The organism is Plantibacter sp. 2H11-2, assembly GCF_050031945.1.
Taxonomy (GTDB): Bacteria; Actinomycetota; Actinomycetes; order Actinomycetales; family Microbacteriaceae; genus Plantibacter; species Plantibacter auratus.
In genome coordinates, this window is the sequence record NZ_JBNBBL010000002.1 from 287479 (window position 1) to 304435 (window position 16957).

15 protein-coding genes are annotated in these 16957 nt (G+C 71.0%); 11 read left to right on the forward strand and 4 right to left on the reverse strand.

From position 1 onward, the window contains the following. Position 1: 1 nt before the first annotated feature. The gene (locus ACQG07_RS05755; protein WP_426737714.1) at positions 2 to 979 is read right to left on the reverse strand and encodes an o-succinylbenzoate synthase; all 978 of its coding nucleotides are present in this window, start codon (positions 977 to 979) and stop codon (positions 2 to 4) included. 62 nt (positions 980 to 1041) lie between these two features. On the opposite strand from ACQG07_RS05755, the gene ACQG07_RS05760 reads away from it, so the two are divergent. The 5 genes from ACQG07_RS05760 to ACQG07_RS05780 all read left to right on the forward strand — a co-directional run bounded on the left by ACQG07_RS05760 (position 1042) and on the right by ACQG07_RS05780 (position 8012). Continuing rightward, the gene (locus ACQG07_RS05760) at positions 1042 to 2529 is read left to right on the forward strand and encodes a hypothetical protein (RefSeq protein ID WP_426737715.1); all 1488 of its coding nucleotides are present in this window, start codon (positions 1042 to 1044) and stop codon (positions 2527 to 2529) included. Positions 2530 to 2545: 16 nt separating this feature from the next. Beyond that, positions 2546 to 3472, forward strand: a complete 927-nt coding sequence (locus tag ACQG07_RS05765) for a 1,4-dihydroxy-2-naphthoyl-CoA synthase (protein ID WP_064294597.1) — start codon at positions 2546 to 2548, stop codon at positions 3470 to 3472. A 57-nt stretch (positions 3473 to 3529) separates the two neighbouring features. After that, complete coding sequence (locus ACQG07_RS05770) at positions 3530 to 4690, forward strand: AMP-binding protein (RefSeq protein WP_426737716.1); 1161 nt, start codon at positions 3530 to 3532, stop codon at positions 4688 to 4690. Positions 4691 to 4814: 124 nt separating this feature from the next. Beyond that, positions 4815 to 6938, forward strand: a complete 2124-nt coding sequence (locus ACQG07_RS05775) for an acyltransferase family protein (RefSeq protein ID WP_426737717.1) — start codon at positions 4815 to 4817, stop codon at positions 6936 to 6938. Positions 6939 to 6977: 39 nt separating this feature from the next. Then, positions 6978 to 8012, forward strand: coding sequence for a 1,4-dihydroxy-2-naphthoate polyprenyltransferase (locus ACQG07_RS05780; RefSeq protein ID WP_079706653.1), 1035 nt, complete (start codon positions 6978 to 6980; stop codon positions 8010 to 8012). Here the strand turns inward: ACQG07_RS05780 and ACQG07_RS05785 are convergent. Beyond that, entirely contained in the window at positions 7953 to 8297 is a 345-nt protein-coding gene (locus ACQG07_RS05785) for a DUF4229 domain-containing protein (RefSeq protein WP_079706654.1), read from the reverse strand. The two genes, ACQG07_RS05780 and ACQG07_RS05785, sit on opposite strands and share 60 nt — an antisense overlap. 71 nt (positions 8298 to 8368) lie before the next feature. Between ACQG07_RS05785 and ACQG07_RS05790 the strand changes: the two genes are divergently transcribed. The 3 genes from ACQG07_RS05790 to ACQG07_RS05800 are packed head-to-tail and all read left to right on the forward strand — an operon-like array spanning position 8369 to position 11444. Beyond that, positions 8369 to 8791: a PLD nuclease N-terminal domain-containing protein gene (locus tag ACQG07_RS05790; protein WP_085514031.1), complete on the forward strand. Its 423-nt coding sequence runs from the start codon at positions 8369 to 8371 to the stop codon at positions 8789 to 8791. Next, a complete protein-coding gene (gene menD / locus ACQG07_RS05795) occupies positions 8788 to 10524 on the forward strand; it encodes a 2-succinyl-5-enolpyruvyl-6-hydroxy-3-cyclohexene-1-carboxylic-acid synthase (RefSeq protein WP_426737718.1) in 1737 nt (578 codons plus the stop codon). The genes ACQG07_RS05790 and menD overlap by 4 nt, the downstream gene beginning before the upstream one ends. Positions 10525 to 10580: 56 nt before the next feature. Beyond that, positions 10581 to 11444: a polyphosphate kinase 2 family protein gene (locus ACQG07_RS05800; RefSeq protein WP_159875725.1), complete on the forward strand. Its 864-nt coding sequence runs from the start codon at positions 10581 to 10583 to the stop codon at positions 11442 to 11444. A 16-nt stretch (positions 11445 to 11460) separates the two neighbouring features. On the opposite strand, the gene ACQG07_RS05805 is transcribed toward ACQG07_RS05800, so the two are convergent. Further along, the gene (locus tag ACQG07_RS05805) at positions 11461 to 12699 is read right to left on the reverse strand and encodes an isochorismate synthase (RefSeq protein WP_274500354.1); all 1239 of its coding nucleotides are present in this window, start codon (positions 12697 to 12699) and stop codon (positions 11461 to 11463) included. An 88-nt stretch (positions 12700 to 12787) separates the two neighbouring features. Beyond that, positions 12788 to 13630, reverse strand: coding sequence for a helix-turn-helix domain-containing protein (locus ACQG07_RS05810; protein WP_426737719.1), 843 nt, complete (start codon positions 13628 to 13630; stop codon positions 12788 to 12790). A 101-nt stretch (positions 13631 to 13731) separates the two neighbouring features. On the opposite strand from ACQG07_RS05810, the gene ACQG07_RS05815 reads away from it, so the two are divergent. The 3 genes from ACQG07_RS05815 to ACQG07_RS05825 all read left to right on the forward strand — a co-directional run bounded on the left by ACQG07_RS05815 (position 13732) and on the right by ACQG07_RS05825 (position 16890). Beyond that, entirely contained in the window at positions 13732 to 14412 is a 681-nt protein-coding gene (locus ACQG07_RS05815; protein ID WP_079706659.1) for an SDR family NAD(P)-dependent oxidoreductase, read from the forward strand. A 63-nt stretch (positions 14413 to 14475) separates the two neighbouring features. Continuing rightward, a complete protein-coding gene (locus ACQG07_RS05820) occupies positions 14476 to 15180 on the forward strand; it encodes a demethylmenaquinone methyltransferase (RefSeq protein WP_124767387.1) in 705 nt (234 codons plus the stop codon). Positions 15181 to 15330: 150 nt separating this feature from the next. Beyond that, complete coding sequence (locus ACQG07_RS05825) at positions 15331 to 16890, forward strand: APC family permease (protein WP_426737720.1); 1560 nt, start codon at positions 15331 to 15333, stop codon at positions 16888 to 16890. Positions 16891 to 16957: the final 67 nt, after the last annotated feature.

The window sequence follows — 16957 nt, forward strand, 5'->3', positions numbered from 1 at the left end:
CTCAGCCGAGCAACGCGTGCGTGCGACGGAGCCGGTCGAGCCACCAGGCGGTCCGCTCCGGTGACGCCGTGAAGTGCTCGAGGAGATCGACGTCCACCTCGACGCGCCGAACGGCGATGCCGCCGTCCACGGGATCGAGCGGTGCGGTCGTCACGTCGCCGCCGAGGAGCGCGGTGGTGGCGAGCCCGCAGTCGTAGTCGAGTTCCGGCAGGGCCGCCGCGAGGTGGGCCCCCATGGAGATGCCGACGGAGGTGTCCAGCGCGCTCGAGACGACGATCGGCAGGCCGGCCTCGCCCGCGATGCGGAGCGCGGCGTGCACGCCGCCGAGCGGCTGCGCCTTCACGACGAGCAGGTCGGCGGCGCCGGCGCGAGCTACGGCGAGGGGGTCCTCGGCTTTGCGGACGCTCTCGTCCGCCGCGATGGCGACGTCCAGGGAGGAGACCCGTACACGGATCTCGGCGAGTTCCGCGACGGTCGCGCAGGGTTGCTCGACGTACTCGAGGTCGAAGGGTTCGAGAGCGCGGATGGCGTGTTCGGCCTCGTCGACGTTCCAGTTGGTGTTGGCGTCCACGCGGAGTCGACCCTCGGGTCCGATGGCCCGCCGGACGGCGGCGACGCGCGCGACGTCGTCGGCCAGCACCTGCCCGCGCTCGGCCACCTTCACCTTCGCGGTCCGGCAGCCCGGGAAGCGGGAGAGGATCGACGGCACGTCCGCCGCGTCCACCGCCGGGACCGTCGCGTTCACGAGGATGCGATCCCGGTGGAGGGGCGGGAGGTCCGACCAGCCGAAGTCGATGGCGGCCCGCAGCCACGCGGCTGACTCCTGGTCGTCGTACTCGACGAAGGGGGAGAACTCCGTCCACCCGGCGGGCCCGCGGAAGAGGACGGCCTCGCGGGTGTCGATGCCCCGGAACCGGACGCGGAGGGGGATGGAGACCACGCGGGCGGTGGCGAGGACGTCGTCGAGGTTCGCTTGCATGACCCCATCCTGCACCCGGACGTCGGAAGCCGTCGCGGGACGCCCATGACACAATCGATCCCGTGCCGCTGTTCTCCCGACGCAAGCCGACGCCAGGCGATCGGCGAAGCGTGCCCGCGGACGAACCCGCCGCCTTCTCGGTGCCCGAGCCGATCTTCGAGCCGAGCCCTGAGGCCGAGGTGCTCCCGGTGGTCGAGGAAGCGCCCGGCGGATCCTCCGACGAGCCGCGCGATCCGAACGCCCCGCCGATCCCCGGAGCGCCGCCGGCAGCCGTGTCCTCGAGCGCGCCAGCGCCTGCCGCCCCGGAGCGCACGCCCGAGGAACTGGCGGCGGAGACCGCAAGGTTCCGTCGTCCGGGGTCCCGAGGACGACGGGCGCCACGGCAGCCCGCATCACGGAAGCCGTCGTCGCGCCGTCAACGGAAGGCGGCGGCGCGCGCGGCCGCTTCGCGACCCGAGTCCGCGGCGATCCCGGCCGACGGCGGCGAGCGGAGTCCGGCGGCCCACCCGCCTGCCGGCGGTGCGTCCCCGACCGGGCGGGACGAGCTCGGCGCGCGGAGTCGGGGTGTCGTCGCCTCCTTCTCGCCGCTCGCCCTGCTCGGCGCGGTGGTGGCCGTCACCCTCTTCACCGTCCTACTGGCCGTGAGCTACCGGCCCGGCGAGGGTGCCTGGGCCATCCTCGTGGCGTTCGTCCTCGTCGTCGTCGTGCAGATCGTGCTGCTCATCGGGAGTGTCATCGTCATCCGCCGGAAGGTGCGGCGCCGCTGGGGTGTGCTGGCGCTGGTGCTCATCCTCGTCGTCAACCCCGTCACGGCGATGGCGGTCGGCGGTCTCTCCACGGATCGGGCCGGGAATGGTGCCTCCGCCGGTGGCAGCGGCGACGAGGAGCACGACCCGATCTGGGACACCTACCCGGGATCCGCCTACGTCGACGCGAAGGAGACCCTCGACGGGCCGAGCTACGAGGACTTCGTCGGGACGTCCGACGAGATGCTCGCGGAGATCCGGACGGCCCTGACCGCCGAGTTCGGCTTCGACTGGGTGGAGCGACAGCCCGCCGAGACGGAGGTCGATCAGAACGGGTACGGCGGGGACTCCATGCTCTTCGAGTACACGGCACCGGTGTGGCAGACGACGACGACCGTGCGCACCTTCGAGGAGAAGTCGCGGGTCGTCGAGCTGATCCGGCAGGTGCTGCTCCGGTACGGCATCGCGAACCTCGACATGCAGAACGCACCGTCCTCCTGGCGTGAGCCGGGCGAGCTCACCGAGCGGTACGGCGGTGAGACCCTCGACACTCAGGCACTGTGGGACCTGCACACCTACAACGCCATCACGGGGGCCGGCGACTTCCGGACGAGCATCGTCGACCTCACGCTCGACTCGGCCGGCACGGTCGCGAAGGACCGCGAGTTCGACGTCGACTACTACGACATGGCGGCGGAGGGTATCGAGCTGCACCTCGACTCGTATGCGCTCCTGAAGGAGGCGGACCGCGCCGACTACCTGGAGGCGCTCAAGCCCTATGCGGACCTCGACAAGCCGAAGTAGTGCCTAGGCTGGACGCATGAGCGATCGAGTGTCCGAACTGTTCGACCCGGAGATCTGGGACGTCGTACCGGGGTTCGAGGACCTCACCGATCTGACGTACCACGTCGCGCGCGAGGGCGGCTTCGTGCGCATCGCGTTCGACCGCCCCGAGGTGCGCAACGCCTTCCGCCCGCACACCGTCGACGAGCTGTACCGCGCGCTCGACCACGCTCGCCAGAGCCCGACGGTCGGAGTGGTGCTGCTCACCGGCAACGGTCCGAGCGCGAAGGACGGCGGCTGGGCGTTCTGCTCGGGCGGCGACCAGCGCATCCGTGGTCGCGACGGCTACCGGTACGCGAGCGACGACGCCGCGGACGACGAGACGGCGAGCGGCATCGACGCCGCGCGCAACGGTCGCCTGCACATCCTCGAGGTCCAGCGCCTCATCCGCTTCATGCCGAAGGTCGTCATCAACCTCGTTCCCGGGTGGTCCGCGGGCGGTGGGCACTCCCTCGGCGTCGTGTGCGACCTGTCGATCGCGAGTCGGGAACACGCGCGGTTCAAGCAGACCGACGCCGACGTCGGTTCCTTCGACGCGGGGTACGGGAGCGCGTACTTCGCCAAGCAGGTGGGTCAGAAGTTCGCCCGCGAGGTGTTCTTCCTCGCCCAGGAGTACGACGCGGAGCGCGCGCTGCAGGCGGGCGCGATCAACGCGGTCGTCCCGCACGCCGAGCTCGAGCAGACGGGCGTCGCCTGGGCCCGCACCATCCTCGGCAAGTCACCGACCGCCATCCGCATGCTGAAGTTCGCCTTCAACGCCGTCGACGACGGTCTCGTCGGCCAGCAGGTCTTCGCGGGCGAGGCCACCCGCCTCGCCTACGGCACCGACGAGGCGGTGGAGGGGCGCGACGCCTTCCTGGAGAAGCGCAAGCCGGACTGGGCTCCGTTCCCCTGGCAGTTCTGAGCTGCCTGACCGCGAGGAGTCGGCGGAGCGCCGACGCACCCGGCGTACGCTGAATCCATGACCCGTCAGCTGCTCCCCGTCGACGCGTCCGCCTCGGCGATGCTCGCAGCCCTGGAGACGGCGCTCGACGGCTCCGGACCCGCGGTCCTCCCGATGCAACCCGGATCGTCCGCGGCACCGGCCGTGGTCGACGACCGGGTGGCCCTCGTGATCGAGACGTCCGGCTCGACGGGCGTGCCGAAGCGGGTCGCCCTCTCGGCTGAGGCCCTCCTGGCCAGCGCGGCGGGTTCCGCGGTGGCTCTGGGTGGCCCTGAGGCCCATCGCCGTTCGTCCCAGTGGATCCTGGCGCTCCCGACGCACTACATCGCCGGCGTCAACGTGCTACTCCGGTCGATCGTCGCCGGGACCAGGCCGCTCGAGGCACCGGCAGGGTCGTTCGACGCCCGGGCGTTCTGCGGACTCGTCGAGCGGCTCGACGCCGATGCCGGATTCGCTGCCCTCGTACCGGCACAACTGCGCATGCTCGTCGACGCCGCCGAGACGAGCACCTCCGTGCGTGACGCGCTCGCCGGACTCGCCGGGCTGCTCGTCGGGGGACAGGCCACCCCCGCTCCGCTGCTCGAGCGGTCCGCGGCGCTCGGCATCCGCGTCGTGCGGAGTTACGGCTCGAGCGAGACCTCCGGCGGCTGTCTGTACGACGGCGTGCCGTTCGCCGGTGTCGAACCCCGGCTGGTGAACGGGGAGCTCCTCATCGCCGGACCGGTCCTTGCCGAGGGCTACCTCGGCGAACCGGACCGCACGGCGACCGCCTTCCCGGACGACGGCGGCCGCCGGTGGTACCGCACCGGCGACACCGCCGAGCTCGTCGACGGCGTCGTCCGGGTGACCGGGCGGGCCGACAACGTGATCATCAGCGGCGGGGTGAACATCTCCCTCGACCGAGTGCAAGCGGTCGTCCGGTCGGTGCCGGGGCTGGCCGAGGCCGTCGTCGTCGCCGTCCCCGATGAGCGGTTCGGCCAGGCGTCCGTGATCGTGACGGGGGTCGGGACCCCCTTGGACCAGCGCCCGGACGACGCGCTGCTGCAGACCGCCCGAGACGCCGTCGCGGAGGCGCTCGGCCGCCCGGCGCGCCCCGCCCGACTGGTCCGTCTGGCCGAGCTGCCGCTGCTCGCGAGCGGCAAACCCGACCTCGTCGCACTCCGCTCACGATTGGGTTGAGCCCGTCCTCCGCGTGACCGCGAGGGCCGGTTTGCAGGCGGTTGTCGCATAGGGCATGCTCTCCCATGCGTGTCGACGAGCGACCGCAGCCGGGGGACGACGACAGGTGACAACGGGGACCGACATGGGCGCTGCGCCCACGAGGCCGACCACGGCGTTCCGCGCCGACATCCAGGGGATGCGGGCGCTCGCCGTGACCGCGGTGATCCTCGCCCATGCGACCGGCTGGCCGGCCGGCGGCTTCGTGGGCGTGGACGTGTTCTTCGTGATCTCCGGCTTCCTCATCACCGGGTTGCTCCTGCGCGAGCACGAGCGTTCCGGACGCATCTCCCTGCCGGCCTTCTTCGGGCGGCGGATCAAGCGGATCCTGCCCGCGTCGCTCGTCGTCCTGGCCGCGACCGTCGCGCTGGCGTCGTGGCTGTTCAACGCCCCGCGGGCGCTCGCGACCTGGTGGGACGCGGTGTCGGCCGCACTGCTCGTCTCGAACTGGCGTTTCGAGGCGTCGGGCACCGACTACTTCCACGCGACGGACGCCGCGTCACCGCTGCAGCACTTCTGGTCCCTCTCGATCGAGGAGCAGTTCTACCTCGTGTGGCCGGTGCTGCTCGTCGTCCTGCTCGCCGTCGCGGCCCGCGGAGCCAGACCCGTGCTGCGCTCGCGCCTCGTCGTCGGTGGCGTCCTCGTCGTCCTCATCGCGGCCTCGTTCGCCGTCGCCGTATGGCAGTCCGGGGCGGCTCCGCAGGCCGCCTACTTCGCGACCGGCGCGCGGGTCTGGGAGCTGGGGGCTGGCGCACTCCTGGCCGTGTCCGCGCCGCTCCTCGGCCGGCTGCCGCTGGCGCTCCGGGTGGTCGCCGGATGGGCGGGGCTCGTCGGCATCGTCGCATCCGCGCTGCTCATCACCGGGTCGATCGGGTTCCCCGGCCCCTGGGCGGTCGCCCCCGTCGTCGCCGCGATGCTGCTCATCGCCGCCGGGACCGGAGCCGGCCCGGCGTACCCGCGCTGGATGTTCCCGCTCGCGAACCCGCTGAGCCGTGGCGTCGGAGCGATCTCCTATTCGCTCTACCTCTGGCACCTCCCGATCCTCGTGTTCGTGCCGATGCTCGTCCCCGACACCGCCCTCAGCACGGTCCCGGGGATGCTCGGGCTCATCCTCGGGGTCTCGGTGCTCTCCTTCCTGCTCATCGAACAGCCGTTGCACCGCACGCCACTCGTGGGTTCCTTCCACGGCGACCGCGACGCCAGGGACGCCGCCTGGGCCGCCTGGCGCGAGCGGTTCGCCTCCCAGTTCCTCTACTCGGCGGTCGGACTCGTGATCGTCGCCGGGCTCGCAGTGATCGCCATCGGCCCCGCGCTCCGCATGCCGGTGACCACCGGGGGACCGGCGGCCGTCGCGGCACCGGCCGGAGACCCGCTCCAGGGCATCGCCGCCGAGCTGCAACTTGCGAGCCAGGCGTCCGCGTGGCCCGACAACCTCTCGCCGAGCCTCGACGACGCGATCCGCGCGACCTCGAGCACCAACCCCGCACGGGCCTGCTTCGACCTGGGTGCGACGCCCGACGACGGCTCGTGCACCTGGGGGGATGCCGCTGCGCCGAAGCACGTCTACCTCGTCGGCGACTCGACCGCGCTCGCCTACGCGCCGGCGTTCCGTGCGATCGCGGACCAGAGCGGCGGTGCGGTGCGGATCACCACCATCGGTCTCTACGGGTGCCGCTTCACGCAGGACCTCATTCAGAACAGCGGCGCCGGGGTCATGGACGACTGCCCGACGCGCAAGCACGACATCGCCGAACGCATCGCCGCGGACCAGCCCGACCTCGTGATCGTCTCGAACGCGTTCGCCGCAGGCCGTACCACCGACGGCCGATCGCTCGACACGACATCGATGGTCGCGTCAGCGCTCGCCGAGACGGCGGGGTATCAGGTCCCCGGCCGCGTCGTGTTCCTCGCGCCGCCGCCGCTCGGTGCCGATCTCGGTTCCTGCTACTCGCGGGTGTCCAGTCCGCAGGACTGCGCCGTCGGCGTCGACGCCGCCTGGAACGACTTCGCCGCGGCGACCGAGTCGGCGGCGGGAGCAGCCGGGGAACGCTTCGTCTCGTCGCTCCCGTTCAGCTGCGCGGATGGCGTCTGCCCGGCGTTCGCCGGGACGACGCCGACGAAGTACGACAGCGTGCACCTCACCCCGGCGTTCGCCGAGCACATCGCTCCGGCGATCCTCCAGACGCTCCAGGTCGCCGGGGCCCTGTGACACCGTCCGCCCCGAGGCTCCGCGGGTAGACTCGCCGTCGTGGCACATGGAGCACGGCCGGCAGCGCCGAAACAGCAGAAGACGTCCGCACCGCGCAGCACGGCGGGTCGTGGCGCGAACGGTGGACGATCCGGCAACCCCGCACGCGGTGGCGGTCGCAAGGTCCCGCTCGCGAAGCCGGCGACCTTCGGTGACTGGGTCGGTGCGGCCCGGATCCGCACGCTGCCGATGGCCGTCGCCCCCGTGCTCATCGGCACCGGTGCCGCGACGATCATCGCAGGCCCCGGGGTCTACCACCCGGTCCGTGCGCTGCTCTGCCTCGTCGTCGCGCTCGCGCTGCAGATCGGCGTCAACTACGCCAACGACTACTCCGACGGCATCCGCGGAACGGACGACCTACGGGTCGGCCCGAGCCGACTGACCGGTTCCGGTGCGGCGAAGCCCAAGACGGTCCTGACCGTCGCGCTCGTGTTCTTCGGTATCGCGGCGGTGGCCGGCATCGTCCTCACGATCCTCACCCAGTTCTGGTGGCTGCTCCTCGTCGGGGCGGTCGCGATCGTCGCCGCCTGGTTCTACACGGGCGGGAAACGTCCCTACGGGTACTTCGCGCTCGGCGAGGTCTTCGTCTTCGTGTTCTTCGGCCTCGTCGCCACGCTCGGCACGACCTTCGTCCAGGTCGGGACCGTGAACCAGGAAGCATGGTTCGGTGCGATCGGCGCCGGCCTCATCGCCTGCGCGGCGCTCGTCGTCAACAACCTCCGCGACCTCGAACAGGACAAGGCGGTCGGGAAGCGCACCCTGTCGACGTTCATCGGCCGGATCGCGTCGAAGGTGCTCTACTGCGTCCTGCTGCTCGTGCCGTTCGGCATCGCCGCGTTCCTCGCGCTGTTCTACCCGATCGCCTGGTTCACCATGTTCGCGCTGCTCGCCGCCATCCCGGCGTGCGTGATCGTGCTGTTCTCCACGACGGCCAGGGAGCAGATCCTGGTGCTCAAGCTGACGGGGCTCGTGCAGCTAGCGTTCGGGGTGATCCTCGGTCTGGCGTTCTTCTACACGCCCGGCATCGCCGGCTGACGACGCTTCCGGTGCCGCCGCGCTCGCATCGAGCGCCGCGTCCTCGGAGTCCTCATCGTCGTGCGGCGTCGGCTTGTCGCCGTGCCGACGGGCGTAGAGCTCCTGCGCGACGGTCTCCCGCGGGGTGCGCAGGAAGATGTAGGACACGCAGAGTCCGATGATCGCGGCGATGATCGCGGCGACCCAGGGCTGCAGACCCGTGAGGAAGACGAGGAGCAGGAGCGGCACCACGAACGCCAACAGGCGGAGGATGGTGTACCGGACGGCGGCGGGAACGCGTTTCACCAGACAAGTCTAGGCGTCCCGCCTGAAGGCAACCCCAGGTAATCACGTCACCTGGCGTTTACGATGGAGACATGGTTCGTCTCTGGATCGGCCTCGCCGTCGCGGCAGTCGTCTTCATCGTGTATTCGGTGGTTGACTGCGCCACGATGCCGCGCGACCGCGTCCGAGGGATCAGCAAGACCTCGTGGATCATCGCCATCCTCCTCCTGCCGGTCATCGGCGGAGTCCTCTGGTGGATCATCGGCCGGGTTCGCGCTCCGAAGGCCGTGCCCCGCGGCTCAGCGCCGGACGACGACCCCGACTTCCTCAAGAAGCTCGACGCCGACCGTGCGCAGACGAAGCGCATCCGCGACCTCGAGGACGAGCTCAACCGCTTCGACGACGAGTCGGGCGACAGCCCGGATGCGACGACGCACGACGACCCCACCCCGGGATCCGACACGCCCGACGACGGTTCCGGCCGCAGACCGCCTGGCGCCCCGAGCGCCTCGTGAACCCGTCCGCCGCTCCCGAGCCCGTCGGCTCGGCTCCCTCGTCGAGCCCGGCCAGCGCGTCCGCGTGGGCACTCCTCGACGCGCTCGTCGCCGTGGGTGTCTCCGACGTCGTCGTCTGCCCAGGTTCCCGGTCGCAGGCGCTCGCGCTCGCCGCTGCCGAGCTGGCGGCCTCCGGACGGATCACCCTGCATGTGCGAATCGACGAGCGGGTCGCCGGCTTCCTCGCCTTGGGCCTCGGCGTCGAGACCGACCGTCCGGCCGTCGTGATCACGACCTCGGGGACGGCGACCGCGAACCTGCATCCGGCGGTCCTCGAAGCGCATCACTCGCGCGTGCCGCTCATCGTCCTCACCGCCGACCGGCCGGCCGAGGCGCACGGCATCCGGGCGAACCAGACGACGAAGCAGGACGACCTCTACGGGTTCGCCGCGCGCCTCGCCGTGGTCGTCGAGGCCCCGACCGGTGCCGACGGTGAGCAGGACGCCGCCCGCGATCTCGCCCAGCGGGCGTACCGCGCCGCGACGGACGTCCTCGATCCGGGCCCGGTGCACCTGAACCTCGCCTTCCGGGAGCCACTCTCGGGTGGCTTCGACCCGGTCGTCGCCGGGGCGACCCCCGACGTCCCGGTCGAGACGGACGCAACCGCGGAAGCACCGCTCTACCCGGGGCGACCGCATCTCGTCCTCGAGCGCGGACCCAGGACCCTCGTCGTCGCCGGGCACCATGCCGGCCCGGCCGCCGAGCAGCTCGCGGCGGACGGCGGATGGCCGCTGATCGCGGAGGTGTCGAGCGGATCCCGGTTCGGGCGGAACGTCATCGCCGCCTACCGGGAGCTGCTCCGCGAGGACGATTACCGCGAGGCCGTCGAGCGCGTCGTCGTCTTCGGCCACCCGACCCTCAGTCGCGAGGTCCCGCTCCTGCTCCAGCAGCCGCAGGTCGAGACGATCGTCGTCGCCCCGGCCGGAGCCGAGGTCTACAACCCCGGACGACGGGCCGACCGGATCGTGTCCTCCGTCTCCGTCGAGGCGGGGCCCGCGGATCGCGCTTGGCTCGGAGCCTGGGTCGTCGGATCCCGAGAACGGGTGGTGGACCCCTCGCCTGCAGCCCCCGATCTCGACGGGCTGCACTCGACGACTCCCGCCGAGCGGCTGGCCTCCGTCCGGGCCGAGCTCGACGCCGTCCGCCTCCCAGTCACCCGCGAGGTCCTCGTCGACGCGGTCTGGCGTGCCACCTGGCCGCACGACCGCCTCGTCGTCGGCGCGTCGAGGCTCATCCGCGTGGCCGACGGTCTCGTCCCCGGCCGCAAGATCAGCGTGCACGCCAACCGCGGACTCGCGGGTATCGACGGCACCATCGCCACCGCCACGGGGATCGCGCTGGCGAGCCAGGCCGACGGAGGCCCAGGTGTGACGCGGGTGCTCCTCGGCGACCTCGCCTTCCTCCACGACGTCGGCGCGATGCTCCTGGACGACGGCGCCGCGCCGCGTCTCCAGGTGATCGTCGGCAACGACGGGGGCGGCACCATCTTCGACGCGCTCGAGGTCGCCCAGAGTGCCCCTGGAGCGCTCTTCGACCGCGTCCAGTACACGCCACAGCACGTCCGGCTGGAGTCGCTCGCGACCGCCTACGGGTGGGAGTACCGCTCGGCCCGCACGCGCACGGAACTCGACCAGGCGTTCACCGCGCCGGTGACCGGTCCCGTCCTCATCGAGGTCCCGCTGCCGCGAGCCTGACCCGCCGGTCCTGCCAGGGGTCGACTTCCGCAGCGACCTGCAGCCAGAATGGGCGGATGACGGCATCGAAGCACGCATCGACCTGGACGGCACCACCCCGAGACACGCTGCGCGTGGGGGAGGGGTTCAGCCTCGCCGACGTCGATCCCTCATCGACGCCGGGCTTCGACGGTGACAAGCAGCAGGGCCGGGTCGAGCTCGACGCAGGGGTGCCCGCGCTGTCCGAGCTGCAGGAGCGACTCTTCGCGGCGAGCACGCAGGGAGCCCCGGAAGCGGTGCTCCTCGTCCTGCAGGCGATGGACACGGCGGGCAAGGGTGGCATCGTCAAGCACGTCGTCGGCTCGGTCGACCCGCAGGGCGTGCACCACCACGCCTTCAAGAAGCCCACGGAGGAGGAGCGCTCCCACGACTTCCTCTGGCGGGTTGAGCCGCACCTGCCGAAGCCCGGTCAGATCGGCGTCTTCGACCGTTCGCACTACGAGGACGTCCTCATCGGTCGGGTGCGTCAGCTCGCCGCGCCGGACGAGATCGAGCGTCGGTACGGGGCGATCAACGACTTCGAGGCGGGCATCGTCGCGAGCGGGACCCGCATCGTCAAGGTGATGCTGCAGATCAGCGCCGACGAGCAGAAGGAACGGCTCGCCGACCGGCTCGCGCGTCCGGACAAGCACTGGAAGTACAACCCGGGCGATGTGGACGAACGCGAGCTGTGGCCGGCCTATCAGGACGCCTACCAGGTGGCGTTCGAGCGGACGAGCACCGAGGCCGCCCCCTGGTTCGTCGTGCCGGCGGACCGCAAGTGGTACGCGCGCATCGCGGTCCAACGGCTGCTGCTCGACGCCCTCGAGGACATCGATCCGCAGTGGCCGGCGGCCGACTACGACATCGCCGTCGAGCAGGCACGACTCGCGGCGAGCTGAGCCGAGGTTCTTCGGCTCAGCCGAAGGCTTCCACGATCGGACGGAACTTCATCTTCGTCTCGACGAGCTCCGTCGCAGCGTCCGAGTCGGCGACGATGCCACAGCCGGCGTAGGCAGTGATGTCACCGTCCGGCGCGATCTGCGCACAGCGGAGGGCCACCGCCCACTCGCCGTCACCCGAGGCGTCCACCCACCCGACCGGACCGGCGTAGCGACCGCGGTCGAACGGTTCCAGCTCGCGGATGAGGGCGACGGCGTCGCGCGTCGGGGTCCCGGCGACGGCGGCCGTCGGGTGCAGGCCGTCCATGAGGTCGAGCGAGGACGAGCCGTCCGAGAGCCGACCGTCGATGTCGGTCGCGAGGTGCCAGAGGTTCGGCAGCTTGAGGGTGAACGGGGCCTCGCTGCGGCGCAACTGGGGGCTGTGTGCCTGCAGGGCGGTCAGCACCGACTGCACGGCGAACTGGTGCTCACCCTGGTCCTTCGCGCTCGTCATGAGTGCGACGGCCTGGTCGTGGTCGCTCTCGGCGTCGGGACCACGCGAGATCGTGCCGGCGAGGACGCGTGCCGAGACGGCACCCCGATCCACTCGGACGAGCGTCTCCGGGCTCGAGCCGATGAAGCCGTCGACCGCGTAGGTCCAGCAGTCGGGGTAGCCGAGGGCGAGGTCGTGGAGCACTCGGCGGCGGTCCGCTTCCGCGGGGAGGTGCCCGGCCAGGTCGCGTGCGAGCACGACCTTGCTCAGGCCGCCGGCCTGGATGCGGGCGATGGCGCGCTCGGCCGAGTCGAGGTAGCCGTCGCGGCTCTGCACACCGGGGGTCAGCTGGATGCGGTACTCGGGCCCGTACGCCGTGGTCACGGGATCGACGTCCTCGGCGCCGTCGCCGAGGGAGACCCGCGTGATGAAGCTCGCGTCGGGGTACCGGCCGATGATCGTGCGCGGCACGATGAGGACGCTCGTCGCGGAGGACTCGTCGTCGAAGGCGAACGTGCCGAAGGCGACCAGGCCGGTCCCGGGCCGTCGTACCTCGTCCGTCACCACTGCTGCGGCGCAGACGTCCCGCCAGGCAGCCGCGGCGCGCGTGAACCGGTCGGGGCCCGAGAACTCCAGGCGGAGCGCCTCACCAAGTCCGACCAGCCCGTGTCCCTTCCGCACCCAGAGGAGCGGCGAGGTCTGGTCGGCGAACGGGAGGAGCTGGCGCGGGTCGTCGATGGCGACGGTCTGGGCGACCAGTGACGAGGTCAGGGGAATGGTCACCGTTCAACCCTACGCCCGCGCAGGAGGGGTCCCTCCCCGCCGAAGCCCGACTGGCGGAGGGTCGGTCACCGCCTCGTCGGCGGGCCGTTCACCGGCCGGACGTGCCGATCGTCTGCAACCCGGTGACCCCGAGCAGTGCGAGTTTCGCCGCGTCCTCGGTGCCCGGTGCCGCCGTGTACACGACGATGCGCAGGTCGCCGCCCGGCGTGGACAGGACGTCGCAGTCGACGGTGATCGCTCCGACCGGCGTCCGCGTGACCGTCTTCCGGCTCGCCCGGTGCTCCGCGACCCTGGCCTCCGCCCAGCGCCGCTCGAACTCGGGTGACACCGATCGCAGCCGGGCGACGAGTCGTGCGAGCTCGTCGTCCCGCGGGTAGCGCCCGACCGCCGCCCGGAGGTCTGCGGCGAGGTCGCTCGCGAACTCCTCCTCGTGCTGCTCGTCGAAGTCCGTGCCGTCGTGCCCCGCGGTGAAGTGCCGCCACACCAGGTTGCGATCGTCACCGACGAGGGTGGAGGGATCGCCGTTCACCGCGGCCCACAGCGGGTTCCAGAGCAGGATGTCGTGAGCGGCGGAGAAGACCGCCAGCGGCACGTCGCCGAGCCGGTCGACGATGCGCTGCACTCCCGGACCGATGTGCCGCGGGACGACCCCGGGCGGTGGTGGCGCGGCTCCGGCGACCCGGTAGAGGTGGTCGCGCTCCTGATCCGTCAGTCGCAGTGCGACTGCGAGGGCCCGCAGCAGTTGCGGCGAGGGATTACGGGCGCGGCCCTGCTCGAGCCTGACGATGTAGTCCACGCTGATGCCGGCGAGGGCCGAGAGCTCCTCGCGGCGCAGGCCGGCCGTCCGTCTTCCTGGGCCGGCGGGGAGACCGACCTCGGCAGGGGAGACCCGTTCGCGCCAGGCCCGGAGCACACCGGCGAATTCGTCCATCCGGCCATTGTGTCCCCGGTGTCGGTCCGCATCCTGGTACTGCCGGTCCCCCTGTCGACCGGGGCCTGGCGGACCGACCATGCCGGGCGGAGCATGGACCCATGACCACCACACTCATCACCGGGGCCAACAAGAGCCTCGGACTCGAAACCGCACGCCGACTGATCGACGCCGGCCACACCGTCTACGCCGGCATGCGCGACCTGGGCCGCGGCGATGCCGTCGCCGCGCTCGGCGCCCACCCCGTCCAGCTCGACGTCACCGACCAGGCGAGCGTCGACGCGGCGCTCGCAGCGCTCCCGGAGCTCGACGTGCTCGTCAACAACGCCGGCGTGCTCGGCACGTCCTTCGGCGTGGACGACCTCACCCCAGAGTCGATGCAGGACGTCCTCGACACGAACGTCGTCGGTGTCGTCCGCGTCACCCAGGCCGCGTTGCCCCTCCTGCGCCGATCGTCCCGACCCGTCATCGTGAACGTCGCCTCGGGAGTGGGATGGCCCCGCTTCCTCACCTCCGAGGAGGCCGACGAGTTCGCGGTACCGACGATCCCGTACGCCGCGTCGAAGGCGGCCGTCATCACACTCACCGTGCAGTACGCGAAGAACCTGCCCGGGTTCCGGGTGAACGTGAGCGACCCGGGCTACACCGCGACCGATTTCAACGGACACGGTGGCCATCAGACGGTGACCGAGGGGACGGACGCGACCGTCGCGCTCGCCCTGCTCGGTCCGGACGGTCCCACCGGGGAGTTCCACAACCGGCACGGACGCATCGACTACTGAGCGCGAGCCTGGGAGCCGTGCTCGGACGGCCGGCTCCCAGCGGCGCGGACGTAGGATGGACGGGTGAACCGCGCCGACCTCTCCAAGCAGCCCGAGCAGGTCTCGGCCATGTTCGACGACGTCTCGACGAAGTACGACCGCATGAACGCGGTCCTCTCCGTCGGGAACGACGCCCTGTGGCGCATCGCGACCACTCGTGCGGTCGGTCCGGCCGCCGGTGAGCGCATCCTCGACCTCGCGGCCGGCACGGGCACGTCCTCCGCGGCGCTGGCACGCAACGGTGCACAGGTCGTGGCTGCCGACTTCTCGCCCGGCATGATCGCCGTGGGTCGCGACAAGTACGCCGACCGCTCCGACATCCAGTTCGTCGAGGCCGACGCGACCGACCTCCCCTTCGCCGACGAGGAGTTCGACGCGACGACGATCTCCTTCGGCCTCCGCAACGTCGTCCGCCCGAAGGACGCCCTCGCCGAGATGCTCCGGGTCACGAAGCCCGGTGGCCGGATCGTCATCTGCGAGTTCTCCACGCCGACCCTCGCCCCGATGCGCGCCGCCTACAACCTCTACCTCGAGCGCGTGATGCCGCTCGTCGCCGGCGTCGCATCGTCGAACGCCGAGGCGTACACCTACCTCAACGACTCGATCCGCGCCTGGCCGAGCCAGCCGGAGCTGGCCGCCTGGCTGCGTGAAGCGGGCTACGAGCACGTCGCGTACCGCAACCTCACCGGCGGGATCGTCGCCCTACACCGCGGACTCAAGCCGGCCTGAGTCTCGACACCGTCGGGGTTCGTCTCGGCATTCTCGAGGGGTGGAACCTGTTGATCCCGTCACTTCCCGCGAGTCGGCGCGACTGATTCCGTAGCCCGGTCCCGAACGGGAGCATTGACACACGGGTGCGCCCGGCCCTACCGTTCCGTCATGACAGCACAGGACACGGCCCGCGGGTCCCAGCCGGCATCACCCACCGGCGGCAAGGGTCTCGCCACCGGCACCCTCGGCCTCTTCGGCTCCGTGATCATCGGCTTGGCGTCGACCGCGCCGGTGTACTCGCTCGTCGCGACGCTCGGGTTCGTCGTGCTCGCCGTGGGTGCCCAGGCGCCGATCGCCTTCATCGTCGCATTCATCCCGATGCTGTTCATCGCGTTCGCCTACCGCGAGCTGAACCGCGACGTACCGGACTGCGGCACCACCTTCACCTGGGCGACGAAGGCCTTCGGCCCGGTCACCGGCTGGATCGGCGGGTGGGGCGTCGCGCTCGCCGGCATCGTCGTGCTCGCCAACCTCGCACAGATCGCGGGGCAGTACCTGTGGTTGCTCATCGGTGACGGGTCCCTCGCCTCGAACGTCCCGCTCGTCACCGCGACCGGTGTCGTGTTCATCGCCCTCATGACGTGGGTGTCGTACCGCGGCATCGAGCTGGGGGAGCGGATCCAGAACATCCTCCTCGCGGTCCAGTACCTCGCACTGGTGCTGTTCGCCGTGTTCGCCTTCATCGGAGCGTCGAACGGCACCGCGCCCGACGCGACGCCGATCTCGCTCGACTGGTTCAACCCGTTCGCGTTCACCGATTACCACGGCTTCATCGAGGCGGTGCTGCTCGCACTCTTCATCTACTGGGGTTGGGACACCTGCCTCGCCCTGAACGAGGAGACGAAGGACCCGCAGAAGATCCCGGGCCGCGCGGCGGTCATCTCCACGGTCATCCTGCTGGTCACCTACGTCACCGTCACGGTCGCCGCCATGGTCTACGCCGGACTCGGTACCACGGGCACCGGCCTCGCCAACGAGGACAACGCGAACGACATCTTCCTGGCGCTGAAGGACCTCGTGCTCGGACCGTGGACGTGGATCCTGGTCGTCGCCGTGCTCATCTCGGCGGTGTCGTCGACGCAGACGACGATCCTCCCGACGGCGCGCGGCACGCTCGCGATGGCTGCCTACAAGGCGCTGTCGAAACGGTTCGCGACCGTCCACCCGACCTTCAAGACGCCGTCCTTCTCGACGCTCGTCATGGGCATCGTCGCGATCGTCTACTACGTCGGCATGACGCTCGTGAGCGAGAACATCCTGGCGGACTCGATCCTCTCCCTCGGACTCGCGATCGCCTTCTACTACGGCATCACCGGGTACGCGTGCGTCTGGTACTTCCGGAAGGTGCTCTTCCGCTCCGCGCAGGACTTCTTCTTCAAGGGCCTCTTCCCGCTCCTCGGGGCGCTCATGCTCACCTTCGCCTTCGTGCAGAGCTGCATCGACATGTTCGACGTCGACTACGGCTACACGGTCCTGTTCGGCGTCGGCGGCACGTTCGTCATCGGCGTCGGTTCGCTGGCCTTCGGTTTCGTGCTCATGCTGCTCTGGTACAGCCGGAAGTCCTCGCGGCCCTTCTTCCGCGGGGAGAGCCTCAACCGCGACACCGAGGTCCTCGTGCCCGACGAGCCGATCGAGTACGGCCGCTCCGTCGACGGCGGTCTCGCCTGACCTCCGGTCCCTGAGCCTCACTCCGGTCCCTGAGCCTCACTCCGGTCCCTGAGTCTCACTCCGGTCC